23 protein-coding genes are annotated in these 22,885 nt (G+C 64.4%); 7 read left to right on the plus strand and 16 right to left on the minus strand.

Features of this window, described 5'->3' with window-relative positions; genetic code table 11:
- Positions 1-3: 3 nt before the first annotated feature.
- The 11 genes from GKC28_RS02920 to GKC28_RS02970 form a co-directional block, all read right to left on the minus strand.
- The gene (locus GKC28_RS02920; RefSeq protein ID WP_174145032.1) at positions 4-231 is read right to left on the minus strand and encodes a DUF5337 domain-containing protein; all 228 of its coding nucleotides are present in this window, start codon (positions 229-231) and stop codon (positions 4-6) included.
- 45 nt (positions 232-276) lie between these two features.
- On the minus strand, positions 277-1,458 hold the full coding sequence (locus GKC28_RS02925; RefSeq protein WP_174145033.1) for an NADH-quinone oxidoreductase subunit E: 1,182 nt from the start codon (positions 1,456-1,458) through the stop codon (positions 277-279).
- Entirely contained in the window at positions 1,458-2,681 is a 1,224-nt protein-coding gene (locus tag GKC28_RS02930) for an NADH-quinone oxidoreductase subunit D (RefSeq protein WP_174145093.1), read from the minus strand. Before GKC28_RS02930 ends, GKC28_RS02925 begins: the two co-directional genes overlap by 1 nt.
- Positions 2,681-3,286 (minus strand): NADH-quinone oxidoreductase subunit C, encoded by a 606-nt coding sequence (locus tag GKC28_RS02935; protein WP_174145034.1) that lies wholly within the window; start codon positions 3,284-3,286, stop codon positions 2,681-2,683. The genes GKC28_RS02930 and GKC28_RS02935 overlap by 1 nt, the downstream gene beginning before the upstream one ends.
- 18 nt (positions 3,287-3,304) lie before the next feature.
- Positions 3,305-3,838, minus strand: a complete 534-nt coding sequence (locus tag GKC28_RS02940) for an NADH-quinone oxidoreductase subunit B family protein (RefSeq protein ID WP_019295997.1) — start codon at positions 3,836-3,838, stop codon at positions 3,305-3,307.
- Positions 3,829-4,194 carry an NADH-quinone oxidoreductase subunit A gene (locus tag GKC28_RS02945; RefSeq protein WP_019295998.1) on the minus strand — a complete coding sequence of 122 codons (366 nt, stop codon included), beginning with the start codon at positions 4,192-4,194 and terminating at the stop codon, positions 3,829-3,831. Before GKC28_RS02945 ends, GKC28_RS02940 begins: the two co-directional genes overlap by 10 nt.
- 233 nt (positions 4,195-4,427) lie before the next feature.
- On the minus strand, positions 4,428-5,210 hold the full coding sequence (locus GKC28_RS02950; protein WP_174145035.1) for a crotonase/enoyl-CoA hydratase family protein: 783 nt from the start codon (positions 5,208-5,210) through the stop codon (positions 4,428-4,430).
- A 20-nt stretch (positions 5,211-5,230) separates the two neighbouring features.
- Positions 5,231-6,088, minus strand: coding sequence for a hydroxymethylglutaryl-CoA lyase (locus tag GKC28_RS02955; RefSeq protein ID WP_174145036.1), 858 nt, complete (start codon positions 6,086-6,088; stop codon positions 5,231-5,233).
- A 77-nt stretch (positions 6,089-6,165) separates the two neighbouring features.
- Positions 6,166-8,103, minus strand: coding sequence for an acetyl/propionyl/methylcrotonyl-CoA carboxylase subunit alpha (locus GKC28_RS02960; protein ID WP_174145037.1), 1,938 nt, complete (start codon positions 8,101-8,103; stop codon positions 6,166-6,168).
- Between the two features lie 9 nt (positions 8,104-8,112).
- Positions 8,113-9,717: a carboxyl transferase domain-containing protein gene (locus GKC28_RS02965; RefSeq protein WP_174145038.1), complete on the minus strand. Its 1,605-nt coding sequence runs from the start codon at positions 9,715-9,717 to the stop codon at positions 8,113-8,115.
- A gap of 76 nt (positions 9,718-9,793) precedes the next feature.
- Positions 9,794-11,320 carry an AMP-binding protein gene (locus GKC28_RS02970; protein ID WP_174145039.1) on the minus strand — a complete coding sequence of 509 codons (1,527 nt, stop codon included), beginning with the start codon at positions 11,318-11,320 and terminating at the stop codon, positions 9,794-9,796.
- Positions 11,321-11,469: 149 nt separating this feature from the next.
- On the opposite strand from GKC28_RS02970, the gene GKC28_RS02975 reads away from it, so the two are divergent.
- Positions 11,470-12,072 carry an OmpW family protein gene (locus GKC28_RS02975; RefSeq protein ID WP_174145040.1) on the plus strand — a complete coding sequence of 201 codons (603 nt, stop codon included), beginning with the start codon at positions 11,470-11,472 and terminating at the stop codon, positions 12,070-12,072.
- A 99-nt stretch (positions 12,073-12,171) separates the two neighbouring features.
- Here GKC28_RS02975 and GKC28_RS02980 read toward each other — a convergent pair whose 3' ends face one another.
- Together GKC28_RS02980 and GKC28_RS02985 are read right to left on the minus strand one after the other, a co-directional pair.
- Positions 12,172-13,332, minus strand: coding sequence for an isovaleryl-CoA dehydrogenase (locus GKC28_RS02980; RefSeq protein WP_174145041.1), 1,161 nt, complete (start codon positions 13,330-13,332; stop codon positions 12,172-12,174).
- 156 nt (positions 13,333-13,488) lie between these two features.
- Positions 13,489-14,142, minus strand: coding sequence for a DUF1236 domain-containing protein (locus tag GKC28_RS02985; RefSeq protein WP_174145042.1), 654 nt, complete (start codon positions 14,140-14,142; stop codon positions 13,489-13,491).
- Positions 14,143-14,306: 164 nt separating this feature from the next.
- Between GKC28_RS02985 and GKC28_RS02990 the strand changes: the two genes are divergently transcribed.
- Positions 14,307-14,765, plus strand: a complete 459-nt coding sequence (locus tag GKC28_RS02990) for a CreA family protein (protein ID WP_174145043.1) — start codon at positions 14,307-14,309, stop codon at positions 14,763-14,765.
- Here GKC28_RS02990 and GKC28_RS02995 read toward each other — a convergent pair.
- Positions 14,753-15,946 (minus strand): DegT/DnrJ/EryC1/StrS aminotransferase family protein, encoded by a 1,194-nt coding sequence (locus GKC28_RS02995; protein WP_174145044.1) that lies wholly within the window; start codon positions 15,944-15,946, stop codon positions 14,753-14,755. The genes GKC28_RS02990 and GKC28_RS02995 overlap by 13 nt on opposite strands.
- 79 nt (positions 15,947-16,025) lie before the next feature.
- Positions 16,026-16,688 carry an HAD-IA family hydrolase gene (locus GKC28_RS03000; RefSeq protein ID WP_174145045.1) on the minus strand — a complete coding sequence of 221 codons (663 nt, stop codon included), beginning with the start codon at positions 16,686-16,688 and terminating at the stop codon, positions 16,026-16,028.
- Between the two features lie 131 nt (positions 16,689-16,819).
- Here GKC28_RS03000 and glmU point away from each other — a divergent pair, with 131 nt between their 5' ends.
- Genes glmU through GKC28_RS03020 form a run of 4 tightly spaced genes read left to right on the plus strand, consistent with a single transcriptional unit; the run spans position 16,820 to position 21,243 of the window.
- The gene (gene glmU / locus GKC28_RS03005) at positions 16,820-18,175 is read left to right on the plus strand and encodes a bifunctional UDP-N-acetylglucosamine diphosphorylase/glucosamine-1-phosphate N-acetyltransferase GlmU (protein WP_174145046.1); all 1,356 of its coding nucleotides are present in this window, start codon (positions 16,820-16,822) and stop codon (positions 18,173-18,175) included.
- Positions 18,175-19,995 (plus strand): glutamine--fructose-6-phosphate transaminase (isomerizing), encoded by a 1,821-nt coding sequence (gene glmS / locus GKC28_RS03010; RefSeq protein ID WP_174145047.1) that lies wholly within the window; start codon positions 18,175-18,177, stop codon positions 19,993-19,995. Before glmU ends, glmS begins: the two co-directional genes overlap by 1 nt.
- A 3-nt stretch (positions 19,996-19,998) precedes the next feature.
- Positions 19,999-20,541: a pyridoxamine 5'-phosphate oxidase family protein gene (locus GKC28_RS03015; RefSeq protein ID WP_174145048.1), complete on the plus strand. Its 543-nt coding sequence runs from the start codon at positions 19,999-20,001 to the stop codon at positions 20,539-20,541.
- Between the two features lie 21 nt (positions 20,542-20,562).
- Positions 20,563-21,243 (plus strand): DNA alkylation repair protein, encoded by a 681-nt coding sequence (locus GKC28_RS03020; protein WP_174145049.1) that lies wholly within the window; start codon positions 20,563-20,565, stop codon positions 21,241-21,243.
- Positions 21,244-21,328: 85 nt separating this feature from the next.
- Here GKC28_RS03020 and GKC28_RS03025 read toward each other — a convergent pair whose 3' ends face one another.
- Positions 21,329-21,781: a hypothetical protein gene (locus GKC28_RS03025; protein ID WP_174145050.1), complete on the minus strand. Its 453-nt coding sequence runs from the start codon at positions 21,779-21,781 to the stop codon at positions 21,329-21,331.
- Between the two features lie 91 nt (positions 21,782-21,872).
- Between GKC28_RS03025 and moaA the strand changes: the two genes are divergently transcribed.
- Positions 21,873-22,883 (plus strand): GTP 3',8-cyclase MoaA, encoded by a 1,011-nt coding sequence (gene moaA / locus GKC28_RS03030; RefSeq protein WP_174145051.1) that lies wholly within the window; start codon positions 21,873-21,875, stop codon positions 22,881-22,883.
- The last annotated feature ends 2 nt before the right edge of the window (positions 22,884-22,885 follow it).

The raw sequence follows: 22,885 nt of genomic DNA on the forward strand, positions 1-22,885 counted from the left end.
TGCCTACCTTTGGCTGTCCCGGCGCATGCGCCAGAGTTGAAATATGTTGACCAGGGCATAGATCATGCCCGCCAGCGCGGCGAAATCGAACAGCAGCGCATAGCGCCCCGGCAGCCCCAGCACGGGGCCGATGAACAGCGACACCGCGACCCACAGCGAAATCGTCCCGGCAATCACCAATGCGATGTGCCGGCCCTTTGCTGCAATGGCCTGGTCCTGTTCCTTGCTCATCTGTTTCCCGTCACCTGAGCCGCGGCCCCATCAGGCCGCCGCCCGTCATTCGTCGTCTTCGTAGATGCCTTCGGCCTTGGCGCGTCTGGCAAATTCGGTCACGTCACCGACCTGCAGGCGCTTGGCCTGCTCAATCCAGCCGTCCCGCTCGATCCGGCCTTTGAACTTGAGCCGTGCATCGACCCAGGCGACCTCGGCCTCGGTCCATTCGGCGATCTGCTCGAAGTGGAAAATGCCCAGCCCGTTGAGCTTCTCTTCCAGCTTCGGTCCAACGCCCTTCAGCAGCTTCAGATCATCCGGCAGGCCGCCCAGGGCCTCTTTCAGAACCATCGGCTGGCTTTCTTCAGCCGCGGCCTCATCAGGCTTTGCCGCGGCCCCCTCCGGCGACGCCGGCTCAGCCGCGTCCGCTTTCTTCGGCGCGGCCTTGGCTGCTTCCTCTGCCTGTTTCACGGCAGGCTTGGGCGCTTCCGGAGCCTTCGGCGGCGCATCCGCCGCAGCGCGGCCCGCAACCATGCCGTCCTTGCCGACCCAAGGGGTCAGCAGCGGCACTTCATCACCCTGGATGCGCTTGACGCCGTCCTTAATGTCCATCGCCAACTGCACAGATGCATTGTACTGCGTCTTGCCGCTGTCGAAGTCGGTCAGCGAGGTGAGGCCGGATTTCGGCTCCGCCGCGTAACGGCCGTTCTGAGGGCCGGGCACCACGGGCTTGCCCGCGGCCAGATCGTCCAGCAGCCTGGTGAAGCTTTCGACGGTCAGATCCTCGTAGTAGTCCTTGCCGATCTGCGCCATCGGGGCGTTGGTGCAGGCGCCCAGGCACTCGACCTCTTCCCAGGTGAACTTGCCGTCCGCCGACAGCGTGTGCGGCTTCTCGGCAATCTTTTCCTTGCAGACCGCAACTAGGTCCTCGGCGCCGCAGATCATGCAGGAGGTGGTGCCGCAGATCTGGATATTGGCAACGGAACCGGTCGGTTGCAGCTGGAACATGAAGTAGAAGGATGCAACCTCCAGAACCCGGATATAGGCCATGCCAAGCATATCGGCGATGGCTTCGATCGCGGGCTTTGTGACCCAGCCTTCCTGCTCCTGCGCGCGCCACAAAAGCGGAATGACCGCGGAGGCCTGACGGCCTTCAGGATATTTGGTGATTTGCGCCTCCGCCCAGGCCTGGTTGGCCGGGGTGAAGGCAAAGCTGTCGGGTTGTTCGGAATGCAGACGGCGAAGCATTAGCGGTCAATCTCTCCAAATACGACGTCCATGGTGCCGATGATGGCGGCGACGTCGGCCAGCTGGTGGCCCTTGGCAACGTGGTCCATCGCCTGCAGGTGCAGGAACCCGGGCGCGCGGATCTTGGAGCGGTAGGGTTTGTTGGACCCGTCCGCCACCAGATAGACGCCGAACTCGCCCTTGGGCGCTTCGACGGCAGCGTAGACCTCGCCTGCGGGCACGTGGAAGCCTTCGGTGTACAGCTTGAAATGGTGGATCAGGCTTTCCATCGAGGTTTTCATATCGCCGCGCTTGGGCGGGGACAGCTTGCCGCGGGCCATCACGTCGCCGGTGGCTTCGCGCAACTTGGCAATCGCCTGGCGGATGATCGAGGTCGACTGGCGCATCTCTTCCATCCGGCAGAGATAGCGGTCGTAGCAATCGCCGTTCTTGCCGACGGGCACCTGGAACTCGAACTCGTCATAGCATTCATAGGGCTGCGCGCGGCGCAGGTCCCATGCAAGGCCGGAACCGCGTACCATGACGCCGGAGAAGCCGTATTCCTGGATGTCCTTCTCGGTCACCACACCGATGTCGCAGTTGCGCTGCTTGAAGATGCGGTTTTCGGTCAAGAGGCCGTCGATGTCGTCCAGCACCTTGGGGAATTCCATCGCCCAAAAGTCGATATCATCAAGCAGCTCGTCCGGCAGGTCCTGATGCACGCCGCCGGGGCGGAAATAGGCCGCGTGCAGGCGCGCACCGCATGCCCGCTCGTAGAAGATCATCAGCTTTTCGCGCTCTTCGAAGCCCCAGAGCGGCGGGGTCAGCGCGCCAACGTCCATTGCCTGCGTGGTGACGTTCAAGAGGTGGTTCAGCACCCGGCCGATTTCCGAATACAACACCCGGATCAGCTGACCGCGGCGCGGCACCTCGGTGCCGGTAAGCTTTTCGATAGCCAAGCACCAGGCGTGTTCCTGGTTCATCGGCGCCACGTAGTCGAGACGGTCGAAATACGGCAGGTTCTGCAGGTAGGTGCGGCTTTCCATCAGTTTTTCGGTGCCGCGGTGGAGCAGGCCGATATGCGGGTCGCAGCGCTCGACGATCTCGCCGTCGAGTTCCAGCACCAGACGCAAAACCCCGTGCGCCGCAGGGTGCTGCGGGCCGAAGTTGATGTTGAAGTTACGGATCTTCTGCTCGCCGCTCAGCGCATCGACGCTGCCGTCGTCAAATTTGGAGCCGTCCATCATTGCGCCCCCTCCTTCTCGTCGCCGGGCAGGATGTACTCGGCACCTTCCCACGGGGACATGAAATCAAACTGACGGTACTCCTGCACCAGCTTCACCGGTTCGTAGACCACGCGCTTCTGCGCCTCGTCATAGCGGACCTCGGTGTAGCCGGTGGTGGGGAAGTCCTTGCGCAGCGGATAGCCTCGGAAGCCGTAGTCGGTCAGGATCCGGCGCAGGTCCGGGTGGCTGGAGAACAGGATGCCGAACATGTCGTAGACTTCCCGCTCGAACCAGTTGGCCGAGGGATGCACGTCCACGATCGAGGGCACCATCTCATCCTCGCGCACGGCAGCGCGCAGGCGGATACGCTGGTTCCGGTACATCGACAGGAAGTGGTAGACCACGTCGAACCGCTTGGCGCGGTCGGGGTAGTCCACCGCGGTGATGTCCACCAGGGTCGAAAACTTGCAGTTGGCATCTACTCTCAGGAACTCCACCAGACCGGCGATGTTCGAGGGAGTCACGTCGATGTTCAGCTCATCAAAGGACACATCCCAGGCCACCACGCAGTCGGGGCGTTTGGCTTCGATCTGGGCGCCCAGTTCTTTCAGTGCTTCGCTCATGTTGTCTCCGCCCCTTCCTTAGCGCACCAGGGTGCCGGTGCGGCGGATCTTGCGCTGCAACTGCATCAGGCCATAGAGCAGCGCCTCAGCCGTCGGCGGGCAGCCGGGCACGTAGACGTCGACCGGCACAACCCGGTCGCAGCCGCGCACCACGGAATAGCTGTAGTGGTAATAGCCGCCGCCATTGGCGCAGGAGCCCATCGAGATCACGTAGCGCGGCTCGGGCATCTGGTCGTAGACCTTGCGCAGGGCCGGCGCCATCTTGTTGGTCAGGGTGCCCGCGACGATCATCACGTCCGACTGGCGCGGCGAAGCGCGCGGCGCGATGCCGAAACGCTCGGCGTCATAACGCGGCATAGAGGTGTGCATCATCTCCACCGCGCAGCAGGCCAGGCCAAAGGTCATCCAGTGCAGCGAGCCGGTGCGCGCCCAGTTGATGATGTCCTCCGCCGAGGTCAGCAGGAAGCCCTTGTCCTGCAGCTCGGCATTGATGGCCCGGGTGACAACTTCCTTGTCGACACCGGCGGTGTTGGGTCCGGTCATCACTGCCATTCCAGGGCCCCTTTCTTCCACTCATAGGCAAAGCCGATGGTCAGCACGCCCAGGAACACCATCATCGACCAGAAGCCGAGGTCGCTGATGTCCTTGAAACCGACGGCCCAGGGAAACAGGAAGGCGATTTCCAGGTCGAAAATGATGAAGAGAATCGAGACCAGGTAGAACCGGACATCGAATTTCATGCGGGCATCGTCAAAGGCGTTGAAACCGCATTCATAGGCGCTGACCTTTTCCGGGTCCGGATTGCGGACCGCCAGTACGACGGCTGCCAGGATAAGGACAATCCCCAGACCTGCCGCGACGGCCAGGAAGACCAGGATCGGCAGGTATTCCCTCAACATCTCTTCCAAGAGCAGCTCCTTTCCCCGGGCGGATTTCCGCGCGGCGTCAATTGGCGTGTTGATTTGGACTGTGCATACCCCCGCGCCCGGGGAGCGTCAACTAAAGCGACGTTAATCCACAAGGGTTTGGACAGAAAAAGCACGGCTGCCGGACGGGGTTAATTCCCTAGTGTTTTCATAAGAAAAGCGGCCGCGGAGGGAACCGCGGCCGCCGTGAAAACGTGAGTCAGATATGCCGCTTTTCAGCTTTGCCATGCCGGTTTGCGTTTTTCAAAGAACGCCGCGATGCCCTCGCCTGCTTCCGGCCCCTCCCAGCGCTCCACAAGCGCCTTGATTGTATGGTCAATCACGCTGCCGTCCAGCCGCGGCCCCAGATCGCGGGCCAGTTTCTTGGCCGCCGCCACCGCACCGGGGGCGCAGTTGAGGTAAGGGACGACCTCCGCTTCGACCGCCTCTGCCAGCTGATCCGCGGGCACGGCCTTGGCCAGCAATCCGAGTTCCACCGCTTCCGCTGCGCCGAACAGGCGGGCCGACATGAACACGCGGCGCGCCTTGGCTTCGCCCATGCGGGCGATGACATACGGGCCGATGGTGGCGGGAATCAGTCCCAGCTTGGTCTCGGTCAGCCCCATCTTCAGATGATCCGCACCAATGGCCACGTCGCAAACCGACGCCATTCCGACACCGCCACCGAATGCGTTGCCCTGCACCGCGCCGATCACCGGCTTCGGCAGGGTGTTGAGCGCCATCAGCATTTCCGCCAGAACCCGCGCCTCGCGCGCCCGTGTTTCGGCATCGGCATCCATCTGCGCCCGCATCCAGCCCAGGTCGCCGCCTGCGCAAAAACTCTTGCCGGCACCGGTCAGCACCACAACACGGATGGTTTCGTCCTCAGCCAGCTGTTTCGCCGCCTGGGTCAGCTCCTGCAGCATCTGGCCGGACATGGCGTTGTGCTTCTCGGCCCGGTTCAGGGTCAAGGTGCAGACGCCGCGGGCGTCGGTGTCCAGGGTGATTGTCTCGAACATCTTGTGTCTCCGCTCAAATCTTATTGCAGGCCGCGCATGGAGCGGGCCAGCGCCGCGGCTTCTTCCAGCACCTCCGCATCCAGGCCGGTGCCGTAGCCCAGTTCGGTCAGGCGCTTGTGCACCGCTTCCGTTGCCACATTGCCCGCCGCCCCCGGCGCATAGGGGCAGCCGCCCAAGCCGCCGACAGCCGCATCGAACACCCGCACGCCCTGCGCCAGCGAGGCCTCGATATTGTCAAGCGCCCGGCCCGCGGTGTCGTGGTAATGGCCCGCCAGTTGCGCGGCAGGCACCCGCGCCGTGACTTCCTTGAGCATGGCGGTAATGGCCTCCGGGGTCCCCTGCCCGATGGTGTCGCCCAGCGAGATCTCGTAGCAGCCGAGCGAGAACAGCCGCTCAGCCACCTCCGCCACCTTTTCAGGCGGCGTGGCCCCGTCATAGGGGCAGTCGGTCACGCAGGAGACATAGCCCCGGACCGGCAGCCCGATCCCCTTGGCTGCCTCCAGAATGGGCAGGAAGCGGGTGATGCTTTCCTCGATGGTGGCGTTGATATTGGCCTTGGAGAACCCTTCGGAGGCCGAGGCAAACACCGCGATCTCATCAGCCTTGGCGGCCACCGCATCCTCGTAGCCGCGCATGTTGGGCGTGAGCGCCGCGTAGCGGACGCCGGGGGCGCGGGTGATGCCTGCCAGCACCTCCGCGCTGCCCGCCATCTGCGGCACCCATTTGGGCGAGACGAAGCTTGCCACTTCGATGCGCTTGAATCCGGCGCGGCTCAGGCAATCGGTCAGCGCCACCTTTTCCGCAACCGGGATCTCCCGCTTTTCGTTCTGCAGCCCGTCGCGCGGGCCGACCTCGAAGATTTCGGCAAATTCACCCATGGAATGCCCTCCGGCTTCATCTTTCCAAAAATACTCAATCCGCAGCGGGGGCGGCAGGTGCGCCGCCCCGACCCGGATCAGCCGTCTTCTTCTTCCAGCCGCACCAGCGCTGCGCCGGCCTCAACCTGGTCGCCGGCAGCGGCCAGCACCTCCGCCACCACGCCGTCGCGAGCCGCCAGCAGGGAATGCTCCATCTTCATCGCTTCCAGAATGGCGAGACGGTCGCCCTCCTTCACCGCCTGGCCGGCTTCGGCAAAGACCGCCTTGACCAAACCGGGCATAGGCGCCTCGATCACATTGCTGTCGCCACCCGCCGCCGCATCGCGGTCCAGCGGGTCAATCGCGGTGAACTCCAGGCCGTAGGCATCATGAACGGTGATTAACGTTCCGGACTGAGACACCGCAGGCATCCGGCGCTCATCAATGCGCCACTGGCCCTGGCTGCGTTCGGCCACGACAGTTTCGCCCTCAATGGTCCAAAGCTGCCGGTCCGGCCCGTCCACCTGCACGTCCGCCGTGAACTCCTCGCCCGCATGGGACAGGGTGACGGCCCGGTGCAAAGGCGCCCAGAGGGTGAAGCCGGTGTCCGGAGAAGCCTCCACCAGCTCCAGCGCCACCATGCCGGCGGCAGCCTTATGGCGCAGCTCCACCACCGGCGCCGCGGTCAGCGCGTCCAGATCGCGGGCAATCAGGCCGGTGTCCACTTCGCCGTTGGCAAAGCCCTCATGCGCCGCCAGTGCGCCAAGGAAGGCCAGGTTGGTGACGGTGCCGCCGACCTGCGTTTCCTCCAGCGCCCGGGCCAGCCGCGACAGTGCCACCTTGCGGGTGGAGCCATGCACGATCATCTTGGCGATCATCGGATCATACCAGGGGCTAATGGTGTCTCCTGCCCGTACACCGCTGTCGGCGCGGGCCTCCGCCGGGAAGGACAGGTGGGTCAGCGTGCCGGTTGCAGGCAGGAAGCCCTTGGGCACGTCCTCCGCATAAAGCCGCGCCTCAAATGCGTGGCCGGTGATGGTGAGGTCTTCCTGCTTGGCTGGCAGGCTTTCGCCAGAAGCGACGCGCAGCTGCCATTCCACTAGGTCGACGCCGGTGATCAGCTCCGTGACCGGATGCTCCACCTGCAGGCGGGTGTTCATTTCCATGAACCAGAACCCGTCCGGGCGCAGCCCGTCAGAACCGTCGACGATGAATTCCACCGTGCCCGCGCCCTTGTAGCCGATGGCCTCGGCCGCGCGCACGCCGGCCTCCCCCATCGCCGCGCGCATCTCGGCGGTCATGCCGGGCGCGGGGGCTTCCTCGATCACCTTCTGGTGGCGGCGTTGCAACGAGCAGTCACGCTCGAACAGATGCACCGCGTGGGTCCCATCGCCAAAGACCTGAACCTCGATGTGACGGGGCTGCTGGATGTATTTCTCGATCAGCACATCCGGGTTGCCGAAAGCCGTGGTCGCCTCGCCTTGCGCGCTTTTGAGCGCATCGGCAAAGTCCTGCGCTTTCTCGACCAGCCGCATCCCCTTGCCGCCGCCGCCGGCCACCGCCTTGATCAGCACCGGATAACCGATCTTCTCCGCCTCGCCGGCCAGGAACTCCGGGTCCTGATTGGTGCCGTGATAGCCCGGCACCACCGGCACGCCGGCTTCTTCCATCAGCGCCTTAGCGGCGTCCTTCAGGCCCATTTTGCGGATCGCATCCGCCGACGGCCCGATGAACGTCAGACCCGCGGCCTCCACCGCCTCGACGAATTTCGGGTTTTCCGACAGGAAGCCATAGCCCGGGTGGATCGCCTGGGCGCCGGTTTCCTGGGCCACACGAATGATCTCGCCGCCCTTCAGATAGCTGTCCGCCGGGGCCGGGCCGCCGATATGCACGGCCTCATCCGCCAATGCCACATGTTTCGAAGCGGCATCGGCGTCGGAGTAAACAGCCACGGTCCGCACCCCCATGGCACGGGCAGTTTCCATCACGCGGCAGGCAATCTCTCCGCGGTTGGCAATCAGGATTTTGTCAAACATGGGAGATCCTCACATCCGGAAGACGCCGAAGCGCGTGTCTTCGATCGGGGCATTCAGCGCGGCGCTCAGCGACAGGGCCAGCACATCACGGGATTTGCGCGGGTCGATGATACCGTCATCCCAAAGGCGCGCGGAGGCATAGAGCGGGTGGCTCTGCTCCTCGAACATCTCGATGGTGGGGCGCTTGAACTCTGCCTCTTCCTCAGTGCTCCAACTGCCGCCCTGGCGTTCGATGGCGTCGCGTTTCACCGTCGCCAGCACGCCCGCCGCCTGCTCGCCGCCCATCACCGAGATGCGGGAGTTCGGCCAAGTCCACAGGAAGCGCGGGGAATAGGCGCGGCCCGACATGCCGTAGTTACCGGCACCGAAGGAGCCGCCGACCAGCATGGTGATCTTGGGGACATTGGTGGTCGCCACCGCCGTCACCATCTTGGCACCGTGCCGCGCAATGCCTTCGTTTTCGTACTTCCGGCCGACCATGAACCCGGTGATGTTCTGCAGGAACACCAGCGGGATCTTGCGCTGGCTGCACAGCTCCACGAAATGCGCACCTTTCTGGGCAGCTTCGGAGAACAGCACGCCGTTGTTGGCGATGATGCCGATCGGGCAGCCCTTGAGGTGGGCAAAGCCGGTCACCAGGGTTTCGCCAAAGCGCGGTTTGAACTCGTCGAAACGAGAGCCGTCGATCAGCCGTGCGATCACCTCGCGGATATCATAAGGCGTGCGCAGGTCGCCCGGAACCACGCCGAGGATTTCCTCGGGGTCGTAGGCCGGTTCTTCCGGGCTGGCCCAGTTCACCGTCAGCGGTTTGGTGATGTTCAGCGACTGCACCGCGCGCCGCGCCAGCGCCAGCGCATGGGCGTCATCCTCGGCCAGGTAGTCTGCAACGCCCGACAGGCGGGTGTGCACGTCGCCGCCGCCCAGGTCCTCGGCGCTGACGACCTCGCCCGTCGCGGCCTTCACCAGCGGCGGGCCTGCCAGGAAGATGGTGCCCTGCTCCTTCACGATGATGGTGACGTCGGACATCGCCGGCACATAGGCGCCGCCCGCGGTGCAGGAGCCCATGACAACCGCAATCTGCGGGATGCCCTTGGCCGACATCCGGGCCTGGTTGTAGAAGATGCGCCCGAAGTGGTCGCGGTCGGGGAAGACCTCATCCTGATTGGGCAGGTTGGCGCCGCCGGAGTCGACCAGATAGATGCAGGGAAGACGGTTTTCCTCCGCAATCTCCTGCGCGCGCAGGTGTTTCTTCACCGTCATCGGGTAATAGGTGCCGCCCTTCACGGTGGCGTCATTGCAGACCACCATGACCTCCTGCCCGTGCACCCGGCCGATACCGGCAATCACGCCCGCCGCAGGTGCCGCACCATCATACATAGCGTGCGCCGCGGTGGCGCCGATCTCCAGGAACGGGGAGCCGGGGTCCAAGAGGTTCGCCACCCGGCGGCGCGGCAGCATCTTGCCGCGGCTTTCGTGGCGGGCGCGGGATTTCTCGCCACCGCCCATGCGCGCGGCCTCTGCCGCCTCGCTGATCTGCGCAAGCGCGTCCAGATGCGCCTCGCGGTTCTGCTTGAAGCCTTCCGAGGAGGGCATCGCCTTGGATGTGAGTTTCATGTCCACTCTCCCGTTATAGGGTTGAGATCTTTAAATCCGGTTGGGCCAGCGTACGCCGGGTATGCAACACCCTGGGTCATTCGGCTTCCCCCGTCGCGCGCGCCTTCAGCTCCTTACGGATCACCTTGCCGGTCACGGTCATCGGCAGCGTGTCGAGGAATTCCACCTCGCGCGGGTAGGAATAATGCGCGAGCCGGTCCTTGACGTAGTCCTGCAGTTCCTTCTCCGAGGCTTCGGCGCCAGATTTCAGCACCACATAGGCCTTGACGATTTCTGTGCGCAGCGCATCGGGCTTGCCGACCACGCCCACGGTTGCCACCGCCGGGTGAGTGAGCAGGCAATCTTCGATCTCGGCCGGGCCGATGCGGTAGCCGCCGGAGGTGATCACGTCATCCTCGCGGCCGACAAAGCGCAGGTAATCGCCCTCCCAGATGCCGCGGTCGCCGGTCACCAGCCAGTCGCCGCGGAACTTGGCCGCGGTTTCCTCAGGCCGGTTCCAGTATTCCAGCAGCATCGAGGCAGAGCCGCGGCAGATAGCAACGTCGCCCTCGGCGTCCGTCGGGTTGCCTGCCGCGTCGATCACCGCCAGCTCATGCCCCGGCACCGCTTTGCCGATGCAGCCCGGCCGCGGCTCGAAATCCGCAGCACAGGAGGAGGCCACCATGTTGCATTCGGTTTGGCCGTAGAATTCGTTGATCGTCACGCCCAGCTGCCGCCGGCCCCAGGCGAGCATCTCCGCGCCCAGGGGCTCTCCGCCGCTGGCAACCGAGCGCAGGCCGCCGAGCCCCTGCCCCGCTGCTTTCAGCATCCGCAGCGCCGTTGGCGGGAAGAAGATGTTGCGCACGCGGGCCTCGGCAATCAATTCCGCGCAGGCCTCCGGCGTGAATTTGTCCAGACGCGCGGCCACCACCGGCACACCCAGCGCCAGGCCCGGCATCAGCACGTCGAACAGACCGCCGATCCAGGCCCAGTCGGCAGGGGTCCAGAGCACATCGCCCGGCTGGCCGAGGTGGTCGTGGCTGATGGCAACCCCCGGCAAATGGCCCGTCAGCACCCGGTGGCCGTGCAGCGCGCCCTTGGGGCTGCCGGTGGTGCCGGAGGTGTAGATCAGCACGGCAGGCGTGTCGGGCGTGGTCTCGGCAAACGGCACCGGCACGCCGTCGATCCCGGCGCTTTTCACCATCACAGCCTCGGCCAGATCGCCCAGCAGCTCCGCGCCCTCGGCATCGGTGAAAACAAAGCGCACGCCCGCATCGCCTGCGCGGGAGGCCAGCGCGTCTCGTTTGAACAGCTTGAACAGCGGCACCGAGATGCCGCCTGCCTTCCACACCGCCAGATGCGCCGCCGCGCACCAGGGCGACTGGCTGAGCAGCACCCCAACCCGGTCGCCGGGCTGGATGCGGGCCAGCAGGTAGCGGGCCAGCCCGTCGGTCATCGCGGCCAGCTCACCGTAGGAAATGTCCCGGCGCGCGGGGCCGGTCATGTCGATCAGCGCCAGCGCCTCCGCAGGCTGCGCCAGGCATTGCGCCGCCATGTTGAGATGCTCTGGCAGGTCCCAGCTGCCATCTGCGCGAAGCCCCGGAATGCTACGTTTTCCATGCATATTTAGACATTCCTGAAACGCATAGCAGCTATGCGGTATTTTGCTGTATTTTCAATAGGTAGCACCGGACAGTTTTGACTCAGATCAGAGTTTTCGGCCGCCCGCGGGTGCATCACTGCCGGGTAAACACAAGAAAAGGGACGCACCCCATGAAACGCATGGTTTCCGCGCTTGCGCTGACCTCCGCCCTGGCCGCAATGGCCGCCCCTACCCTTGCCCAGGAGCAGGGCGACTGGACCGTCGGTGTCGGTATCGCCAACGTGAACCCGAAATCCGGCAACGGCACCTTGGCGGGCGCGCTTGCTGACATCGATGACGGCACCGCGCTGTCGCTGACCGTCGAATACTTCTTCCGCGACAACTGGGGTGTCGAGCTGCTGGCGGCCTCGCCGTTTGAGCATGACATCAACCTGAACGGCGCCTATGCGGCCTCCGCCAAGCAGCTGCCGCCGACCCTGTCGATCAACTACCACTTCCCCACCCAGGGCGTGATCAAGCCGTTCCTCGGCCTTGGCCTGAACTACACCACCTTCTTCGAGGAAGAGACGGCGCTTGGCACGCTCAAGCTGGATGACAGCTTCGGCGTCGAGGTGAACGCAGGCGCCGACTACCAGATCTCCGACAACGGTGCGCTGCGGTTCAACGTCCGCTGGATGGACATCGACAGCGACGCGACCCTGAACGGCGCCGCCATCGGCACCGCAGAGATCGATCCGGTTGTCGTGAACTTCGCTTACGTGCACCGCTTCTGATCCTTCGAGGGTCCGGTTATGGCCTGGCGGCCGGCCTTGTGCCGCCGGGTCTGTTTCATCCCCCGCACCGCCCTTCGGGTGCGCGGGGTTTTCTTTGGCTTACATGGTGCCCATCAATTCGCGGCCAATCAGCATCCGGCGGATTTCGCTGGTGCCAGCACCGATCTCCATCAGCTTGGCATCGCGGAAGATGCGGCCGACCGGGTTGTCGGACAGGTAGCCCGCGCCGCCAAAGGCCTGCACCGCCTGATGCGCCTGGGTCATGGCGACCTCGGAGGCGTAAAGGCAGCAGGCGGCTGCATCCTGGCGGGTCACGGTGCCCTTGTCGCAGGCCTTGGCGACCTCATAGACATAAGCGCGGGCGGTGTTCATCGCGGTGTACATGTCCGCAATCTTGGCCTGCATCAGCTGAAAATTCCCGATCGGCTGGCCGAACTGCTTGCGCTCCTTCATGTAGGGCATCATCTCGTCCATGCAGGCGGCCATGATGCCGGTGCCGATCCCCGCGAGCACCACGCGCTCGTAATCGAGGCCGGACATCAGTACGCGCACGCCCTTGCCCTCTTCGCCCAGGATGTTCTCAAACGGGACTTCCACATCCTCGAACACCAGTTCGGCGGTGTTGGAGCCGCGCATGCCCAGCTTGTCGAAATGTTTGGAGGTGGAGAATCCTTTGAATTCCTTCTCGATCAGGAAGGCTGTGATGCCCTTGGAGCCGGCTTCCGGATCGGTCTTGGCGTAGACCACCAAAGTGTCGGCGTCGGGGCCGTTGGTGATCCAGTACTTGTTGCCGTTCAGACGGAAATGGTCGTTGCGCTTTTCGGCCCGCAGCGACATCGAGACCACGTCTGAGCCCGCGCCTGCCTCGGACATTGCCAGCGCACCGACATGATCGCCGGAAATCAGCCGCGGCAGGTATTTCGCCTTCTGCTCGGCGTTGCCGTTCAGCTTGATCTGGTTGACGCAGAGGTTGGAATGCGCGCCGTAAGACAGTGACACCGAGGCGCTGGCGCGGGCGATTTCCTCAATCGCAACGGTATGGGCCAGATAAGACATGCCGGCACCGCCAAATTCTTCCGGCACGGTGATGCCCAGGAGGCCCAGATCTCCCATCTCTTTCCACAGCTCCGCCGGGAATTCGTTCTTCTGGTCGATCTCCTGCGCCATCGGCTTGACGCGGTCCTGCGCCCAGCGGTGAACCACATCGCGCAGCGCGTTCACGTCCTCACCAAGATCGAAAGTCATGCTTGCGTTGAACATCCCGCAGATCCTCCAGGCCAGAGCCGATTATATGAACAGTTGTTCAATTCAATAGAGGAGCCCGCGATTCGGGTCAATCGTGTTCCTGTTTGGGGTGCCCGAAGGGCAGCGGGCGGCCCGCATGGGGCCGCCCGCATCCGGCAGTTTCAATTTGGCTTAGCGGACCACATGGACCACGGTGCGGCTGTCCGCCTCCACCAGGACCGGCAGGCCGTTCAGGTAGACATAGCGGTAGTCAGATTCCGGAACCGGGGTCAGCTGCACCTCTTCCGGGATTATGACGCCAGTCACCACTTCGCCCTGAACATAGACAGGTTCGGTGGCGTGACTGCGCACATAGGTCACGATTTCCTCGTCCGGCACGGCGGCCTCGCCCGCAGCGGCGCCTGCAATCGCCCCGGCCACGACACCGGCCGGACCGGCAATCAGGCCGCCGGTAATGGCACCGCCTACGGCACCCAGCTCAGCATCGTGTTCGCCGGTTTTTTCATAGGTCACGGTGCTGATTTCCACCGGGCTGCCCTCGGCCACCACCGGCACGTATTTCTCGGTGACGGTGCCGGTCAGATATTCGCCATAGGCCCAGCCGTCAGCGCCCTCGTAGCTCACCTTGCACCAGTTGCTTTCCTCGATGCAGCCCTCAAGACCGACCGAACCCGAAGGCGAAATGACGCCGATGATCTCGTACTGCGGCCCCGGACCCGCGCGCAGGTTCAGGTCGGTCACAGCCTGCACTTCAGCGTCGGCCCAGACAGGCGCGGCCAGCAGGGCCAGAGCGGAAGCCGTCAGGGCGATTTTGGACGTGTGCATCGTTCTCTCCTCAATGCAATTTCTGTTAAAAGGCGCCTCCTTGCGCCGTTGCGGAGAGACAACGCCGGCTTTTCCTGAAAGGTTCCCGGGATCTTTTGAGCGCATCTGCGCGTAGAGTTGGCATGAGCGGGAAACAGCCGCCCCAACGCCATCAGGAGCACCCCATGTCACGATTGAACCGCACCCTGGCCGCCGCATTCTGCCTGGCGGGCCTGCCCGCCGCCGCCGAGGAGGTCGGCCAGATCGGAGTCGACTGGGTCGGCAACGACATCATCATCGAGGCCATCGCCGACCCCAAGGTCGAAGGCGTGACCTGCCACATCGCCTATTTCGAACGCGGGCTGATTGACCGGCTGTCCAAGGGCAACTGGTTCGAGGATCCGTCAAACGCCTCTATCGCCTGCCGTCAGACCGGCCCCATCACCGTGGGCGACATCGACCGCGGCCGCGATGGCGAGGACGTGTTCCGCGCATCGCGCTCCATCATCCTGAAATCGCTGCGGGTGAAGCGGATTTTTGACGAGGCCAACCAGACCCTGATCTATGCCGCCCACGCGGCAGAGCTGACCGACGGGTCGGCCAAAGTCTCGATCTCGACGGTGCCGCTGTATCAGGCGGACTGATAGACTGCGGAGACCTCGGCGCGGATGATGCGGGCGATTTGGGCGCAGTCTTCCAGGCTGAAGGTCAGCGGCACCCGCATGTCGATGATGCCCGCCAGGATCCGGTCGCTTTGCGGCAGGCGCGGCGTGTCCGCGTAGCGCCAGCTGTCGTAGCGGGAGGTGAAGGCCACCGGCTCAGGCGTGCCGAACCATTTCAGTTCCACCCCGCGGGCGGCACAGCGGCGCACAGCCTCCTGCACGGCTTTCTCCGACCAGTCCAGAAGCAAGAATTGGATCGAGGAGCCGACATAGACCTCCTGCGCGGGGCGCTCCACTACGGTGAGGCCCGGGGTGCCGCGCAGGCCGTCCTCGACCGCGCGGTAGCGGTCGTTCCAGCGTTCCACCTGGGTGTCCAGATCGCGAAGCTGTGGCCGCAGGATGGCGGCGCGCAGGTTGTCCATCCGGCCCGAGATGTTGGGGGTCTCGTATTTCACCCGCTCGAACACCTCCGGCCCCGGCGCGGCCAGATGACGGCCATAGAGCATGTAGGAGCCGGACATCATGATGGCGCGGGCAGCGATCTCTTTGTCGTCGGTGATAAGCAGACCGCCCTCACCCGAATTCACATGCTTGTAGGTCTGGCAGGAATAGCAGCCCACCGCTCCGTGACGGCCCGACAGAACACCGTTCCAGGAAGCACCCATGGTGTGGGCGCAATCCTCGATCACAGTGATGCCTGCTGCATCGCAGATCTCCATCAGCCGGTCCATGTCGCACAGATGCCCGCGCATGTGCGACAGCATCAGCACCTTGGCCTGATCCGCCTTGGCCGCCAGATCATCCAGATCAATGGTCAGGCTCTCGGTCACTTCGACAAACACCGGCTCCGCCCCGACCGAGGCAATGGATCCCGGCACCGGCGCCAGGGTGAAGGCGTTGGTCAGAACCTTGTCGCCGGGTTTCACCCCGACAGCGCGCAGCGAGGTCGCCAGCGCATAGCCGCCCGAGGCCACCGCCAGACAGTATTTCGCACCCGTCTGCGCCGCGAATTCCTGCTCCAGCAGCGCGGTTTCGCCCGCCTCGCCCTCTGCCACGTTGTAGCGGTGCAGCCGCCCGTGGCGAAGCACCGCCAGCGCGGCCTCGATGGCGTCTTCGGGGATGGGTTCCTGCTGGGTGAAAGACCCGGTAAACTTTTCGCTCATGCGGCGTTTGTGAGCCGCGGACCGTCAGCGGTCAAGGGGGAAGCCGGACAGATGAATATCCCGAAACTAAGTTGCGGGATCACGCAATCAGCCGCTCCGCGACGTCCAGAAGGTCTTCGAATTTATGCAGCAGCGCCTCGGGTTTGAGCGCCGCCATGTCCTCGCCGGAGGGACCGAAGGTCACCAGCACCGACGGTACGCCGGCATTGGCCGAGGTGTTGCGGTCGGTGTCGCTGTCGCCCACCAGCAGGGTGCGCGCCGGATCGCCGCCTGCACGGCGGGCGGCCTCGAACAGCGGCTCGGGGTCGGGCTTGCGCACCGGCAGCGTGTCCGCCCCAACCAATGAGGCAAAGGCATCCCGCACGCCAAGGCTGCGCATAAGCTGCTCAGCCAGCCCCTCTGGCTTGTTGGTGCAGATGCCGACCCCGAAACCTGCGGATTTCAGCACCTCCACCGCCTCCATCGCGCCCGGGTAAAGCACGGTGTGGTGGTCGATGGCGTCGCGGTAGGCCCCCAGGAGTACCGGATAGAACTCATCCACTGTGGCCTGATTGAACTGCCCTGCCCGTTTGAGGCCGGTCGCCAGCATGTTGCGTCCGCCGCGCAGGGCGACGGCAGCATCCTCGGGCCGGTCCAGCACATCGCCCAGCCCCATCCGCCGGAAACAGGCGTTGGCCGCGGCCAGAAGATCGCCCGAAGTATCCGCCAGCGTGCCGTCCAGATCGAAGATAACCGTCCGCATGTCCTGCCCTTTCGGCACTTTTCCGCCGCCGCATGTTGCAGCCCGCAATCTTGTTTGATGGCGCTATCTCTTGCGCCCCGCCTGTTAGCGGATAAAACGGGAGCGCTAAAAAGACAAAGAGAAAAGCGATTATGAGCATTGCCCTTGTCATCCTGGCGGCCGGAAAAGGCACGCGGATGAACTCCGAACTTCCCAAAGTGCTGCACCCGATTGCCCAGGCACCGATGCTGGAGCATGCGATGGCCGCGGGCCGCACGCTGGCGCCGGAGCGCACCATCATCGTGGCAGGCCACGGGGCGGATGAGGTGCGTGCGGCAGTTGCCGAAATCGACGAAGAGGCCGAAGTTGTCCTGCAGGAGGAGCAGCTTGGCACCGCCCATGCGGTCGATCAGGCCCGCACCGCGCTGGACGGGTTCGAAGGCGATGTGGTTGTGCTTTATGGCGACACGCCCTTTGTCAGCGCGGACACGCTGGAACGCATGGTGGAGGCCCGCCAGCGCGCCGACCTGGTGGTGCTGGGGTTCGAGGCCGCAGATCCTGGCCGCTATGGCCGCTTGGTGATGCAGGGCGACAGCCTGGAGCGGATTGTCGAATTCAAGGACGCCACTGAGGCAGAGCGCGCGATTTCCTTCTGCAACTCCGGCCTGATGGCAGGCAAGGCCAGCGCGATGTTCGATCTGATCGCCAAGGTCGGCAATGAAAACGCATCGGGCGAATACTACCTGACCGATCTGGTGGAACTGGCCCGGCGCGAGGGTCTGAACGTCACCGCTGTGTCCTGCGATGAAGCGGAGACGCTGGGTGTCAACTCGCGGGCCGAGCTGGCGCAGGCGGATGCACTGTTCCAGGCGCGCGCCCGGGCGGACCTGATGGAACTGGGCGTTACCCTGATGGCGCCGGAAACCGTGTACCTCGCCTTTGACACCTTCATCGGCCGCGACACCGTGATCGAACCTAATGTGGTCTTCGGCCCCGGCGTCACCGTGGAAAGCGGCGCGCTGATCCGGGCGTTTTCGCATCTGGAGGGCTGCCACGTCAGCCGCGGCGCCAAGGTCGGCCCGTATGCGCGCCTGCGCCCCGGTGCGGAGCTGGCTGAAAACACCCACATCGGCAACTTCGTCGAGATCAAGAACGCCGAGATTGCCGAAGGCGCCAAGGTGAACCACCTTAGTTATATTGGTGATGCCTCGGTTGGCGAGGCGACAAACATTGGCGCAGGCACGATTACCTGCAACTATGACGGGGTGATGAAGCACCGCACCGAGATCGGCGCCCGCGCCTTTATCGGGTCGAACACCATGCTGGTGGCTCCGGTCCGCGTCGGCAACGAGGCGATGACCGCCACCGGCGCAGTGGTGACAAAGAATGTCGAAGACGGCGACCTGGCCATCGGCCGCGCCGAACAGACCAATAAACCGGGCCGCGCGCGCAAGCTGATGGATATGCTGCGCGCCAAGAAGGCCCGCCTGCAGAAGGGAGCCAAGTGATGTGCGGAATTGTCGGCGTGTTGGGCAATCACGAGGCGGCCCCAATTTTGGTCGAAGCGCTGAAGCGGCTGGAGTACCGCGGCTATGACAGCGCAGGCATTGCCACCGTGAACAATGGCGCCCTGCGCCGCCGCCGCGCAGTGGGCAAGCTGGTGAACCTCAGCGACCTCCTGGTGCATGAGCCGCTGGCCGGCAAATCCGGCATCGGCCACACCCGCTGGGCCACCCATGGCGCGCCCTCTGTCAGCAACGCCCACCCGCACCGCGCCGGTGCCGTCGCGGTGGTGCACAACGGCATCATCGAAAACTACAAGGAATTGCGTGCCGAACTCCTGAACTGCGGCATGGAGTTCCGCACCGAGACCGACACCGAAACCGTCGCCCTGATGACGGAGCGCTACCTGCAAGAGGGCCTTCCTCCTGCGGATGCGGCCTTCAAAACGCTCGACCAGCTGGAGGGCGCTTTTGCGCTGGCCTTTCTGTTTGACGGCGAAGAGGACCTGATCGTCGCCGCCCGCAAGGGCTCGCCGCTGGCGATCGGCCATGGCAACGGCGAGATGTTCGTGGGCTCGGACGCCATTGCGCTGGCGCCGCTGACCGACCGGATCACCTATCTGGAGGAAGGCGACCGCGCTGTCGTCACCCGCGCGGGCGCTGAGATCCGCGGCGCAAACGGCGAGCTGGTGAACCGGGAAACCAAGACCATCCAGATCGACGCCACCCAGGTGGACAAGGGCGGCCACAAACATTTCATGGCCAAGGAAATCGCCGAGCAGCCGCATGTGATAGCCGAGGCGATCCGCCACTACCTGCCCGTCGAAGAGGACGAGGTGCGCCTGCCCGGCGAGGTGGATTTCTCGCAGGTCGAACGGCTGACCATGGTCGCCTGCGGCACTGCCTATTACGCCTGTGTCACCGCGAAATACTGGTTCGAGCAGATCGCCAAGCTGCCGGTTGAGGTCGATATCGCCTCGGAATTCCGCTACCGTGAGCCTCCGATCCCGAGCAAGACACTGGCGCTGTTTGTGTCGCAATCGGGCGAAACTGCCGACACCCTGGCGGCGCTGCGCTACTGCCAGGAAAAGGCGGACAAGATCCTGTCGGTGGTGAACGTTCCCGAAAGCTCCATCGCCCGCGAAAGCGATCTGGCGCTGCCGATCTTTGCCGGGCCGGAAATCGGCGTCGCCTCCACCAAGGCCTTCACCTGCCAGCTGACGGTTCTGCTGGCGCTGGCGCTTAAGGCCGCCTGCGACCGCGGCCACCTGAGCGCTGAGGAAATGGCCGGTTACGCCACCGCCATCCGCGGCCTGCCCAATGTGCTGTCCTCCGCGCTGGAGCAGAACGAGGCGATCCGCCAGGCTGCGCTGAAGGTCAGCGAAGCCCGCGACGTCCTGTTCCTGGGCCGCGGCCTGATGTTCCCGCTGGCGCTGGAAGGCGCGCTGAAGCTCAAAGAAATCAGCTATATCCACGCCGAAGCTTATGCCTCCGGCGAGCTGAAGCACGGCCCTATTGCTCTGATAGACAAGAACATGCCGGTGGTGGTGCTAACCCCCAAGGATACGCTTTTCGACAAATCCGTTTCCAACATGCAGGAAGTCCTGGCCCGCAAGGGCAAGGTGCTGATGATATCCGACCAGGATGGCATTGATGAGGCCGGCGACGACGTCTGGTGCGCGATCCGGATGCCCCGTATCAAGGAGGCGCTGTCGCCGATCCTCTATGCCATTCCGGCTCAGCTCTTGGCCTATCACACCGCGGTTGCCAAAGGCACCGACGTGGACCAGCCGCGCAACCTCGCGAAGTCGGTGACGGTGGAGTGAACCATGGCCAAGCAGTTCCCGCAGATCGAAGAAGCACACCGCAAGTTCATTGAAGAGCAGCATGTGTTCTTCACCGGTTCGGCCGGGCCGGAGGGCCGTGTGAACATTTCCCCCAAGGGGATGGATTCGCTGCGGGTGCTGGGGCCGGGCCGGATCGTCTGGATGAACCTGACCGGCAGCGGCAATGAAACCGCAGGCCACCTGATGGAGGTGAACCGCATCACCCTGATGTGGTGCTCTTTCACCACCCGTCCGATGATCCTGCGCACCTATGGCACTGCCCGCGTGCTGCATGCCGGCGACAACGGCTGGGACGATCTGGCCGCCCTTTTCCCCGCCCACCGCAGCGCCCGGCAGATTTTTGATGTCTCGGTCGATATGGTGCAGACGTCCTGCGGCTATGCGGTGCCCTTCATGCAGTACCAGTCCGACCGCGACACCATGCAGAAATGGGTCGACGGTAAGTCGGACGAGGATATCCGCTCCTATTGGGCGGAAAAGAACCAATCCACCATCGACGGCAAGCCCACCGGTGTGCCGGTCTGACACCCCGGCCCAAGGAACGACATGCTCGAAACCTATCTTGATGCGCTCAAAGCCCAGGCCGAACCCGGCCGGGCGGAGCAGATGGCGGCCTATCACAAGCAAAGCCGCGAAGTGCTGGGGGTGCCCAACCCGGCCACCAATGAGTTGACCAAATCCTGGCGCCAAGCCTTAAGCGTCGCAGAGCGCGTGGATCTGGCCCGCACTATGTGGGACACCGACATCTTCGAGGCCCGCATCGCCGCGGCCAAGCTGCTGACCCAGGCACGGATCAAAGACGACGCGGCGGTCTGGGAGCTTTTGCAATCCTGGGTTCCGCAGTTTGACAGCTGGGCGATTGCCGATCACGCCTGCTCCGCCATTTCCAAGCGGCTGCTGGCTGACCCCTCCCGGCTGGACACGGTGGAGGACTGGTCCCGGTCAGACCACATGTGGACCCGCCGCGCGGCTCTGGTCGCCACCCTGCCCTGGGCCAAGATGAACAATCTGAAACCCGCGGATCAGGAGGCCCGCGAGCGTATTCTGGGCTGGGCCGCGTCCTATGTGCCGGACCGCGACTGGTTCATGCAAAAGGCCGTCGCCTGGTGGCTGCGCGACCTGAGCAAGCACGATGCCGAGCGCACCCGCGCGTTTCTGGCAGAACATGGCGATGCCATGAAGGCTTTCGCCTGCAAGGAAGCCGCTAAATATCTGAAAGGCGCCTAGACCCGGCCTCATGTCCACCCGGCGCAGCCGGGCAGCGCCCGCCCCGCCAAAGCAGGCGGGCGCTTTTGCCGATTCAGCAGGCAGTTCAGCCCGCGGGGGGCAGCACCTGCACCTCGGCCAGCTCGGTCAGCGGCAGGCCCAGTGCCCGCATGGCGCCGATCGACAGGCGGCTGCCGCCGGAGGACGCGCCCGGGATCGGTTTGAGCGTCACCACGACCTGGGTGTTGCGGCTGGAGCGGATCAGCGCCTGCTGTTCGGCAGCCACCAGCGGTGTTTCCATCCACATGCCCGGCAGCGACGGATCGCCGAGCGAGGCCACCGTGGTCGCGGAACCGCGGAAGGACGGCGCTGAGGGCGACGTGGGCGCCAGCGGCTCCGCCTCTGCCACGTCGACGCCGGGTGCGGGCTGCAGCACCGGGTCCTGCGGCGCGGCCGCCGCCGGCCCGCCGGATCCGTTCAGAATGGAGGAATTCAGCTGCAACCCGTTACAGGCCGCCAGCAGGGAAATCGAAGCAAGGGAAATGACTGTCATACGCATGTGGCGACCCTAGCCAGCTGTGAAACTCTTTGCCAGTCACAAATGCCGTCTGCCCCTTGCCGCGGGCGATGCCCCGCTTTACCTAGGAAGCATGACGGCTCCGCTTATCGATCCCTTCGCCCGCGCAATCACTTACCTGCGCGTCTCGGTCACCGACCGCTGCGATTTCCGCTGCGTTTATTGCATGTCGGAAAACATGACCTTTCTGCCCAAGAAAGACCTGCTGACGCTGGAAGAACTGGACCGGCTCTGTTCCACCTTCATCCGGCTGGGGGTGGAAAAGCTCCGGATCACCGGCGGCGAGCCGCTGGTGCGCCGGGGCATCATGACGTTTTTCGACGCGATGAGCCGCCATCTGGACAGCGGCGCCCTGCGTGAACTGACGCTGACCACCAATGGCTCGCAGCTGGCGAAATACGCCGATGATCTCTATGCGGCCGGGGTGCGCCGGGTGAATATCTCGCTCGACACGCTGGACGAGCAGAAATTCGCGGATGTCACCCGCTGGGGCCGCCTGCCGCAGGTGCTGAAGGGCATTGATGCGGCGCAAAAGGCGGGGCTGAGGGTCAAGATCAACAGCGTTGCGCTGAAAGGCTTCAACGAGGATGAGCTGCCCGCCATCACCGGCTGGTGCGCCGAGCGGGACATGGACCTCACCTGGATCGAAGTCATGCCCATGGGCGAGGATATCGGTGCCATGGAGCGCATCGGCCAGTACTGGTCGCTGAAGGACCTGCGGGCCGAGTACGAGCGCCATTACACCGTTACCGACCTCGCTGAACGCACCGGCGGCCCGGCCCGCTATGTGCGGCTGGAGGAAACCGGCCAGAAGATCGGCTTCATCACCCCACTGTCCCATAACTTCTGCGAAAGCTGCAACCGGGTGCGGGTGACCTGCACCGGCGAGATCTACACCTGCCTCGGCCAGGAAGGCAAAGCCGACCTGCGCGCGCCGCTGCGCGCCAATGAGGAAGGCGCCGGCGTGCTGGAGGCCGCCATCCGCGCCGCCATCGGCGACAAGCCGCGCGGCCATGATTTCGACTATTCCCGGCAGGAGGCCGGCGGCCAGATGTCCCGCCACATGAGCCACACCGGCGGCTGATC

Source organism: Leisingera sp. ANG59 (genome assembly GCF_013317235.1).
Taxonomy (GTDB): Bacteria; Pseudomonadota; Alphaproteobacteria; order Rhodobacterales; family Rhodobacteraceae; genus Leisingera.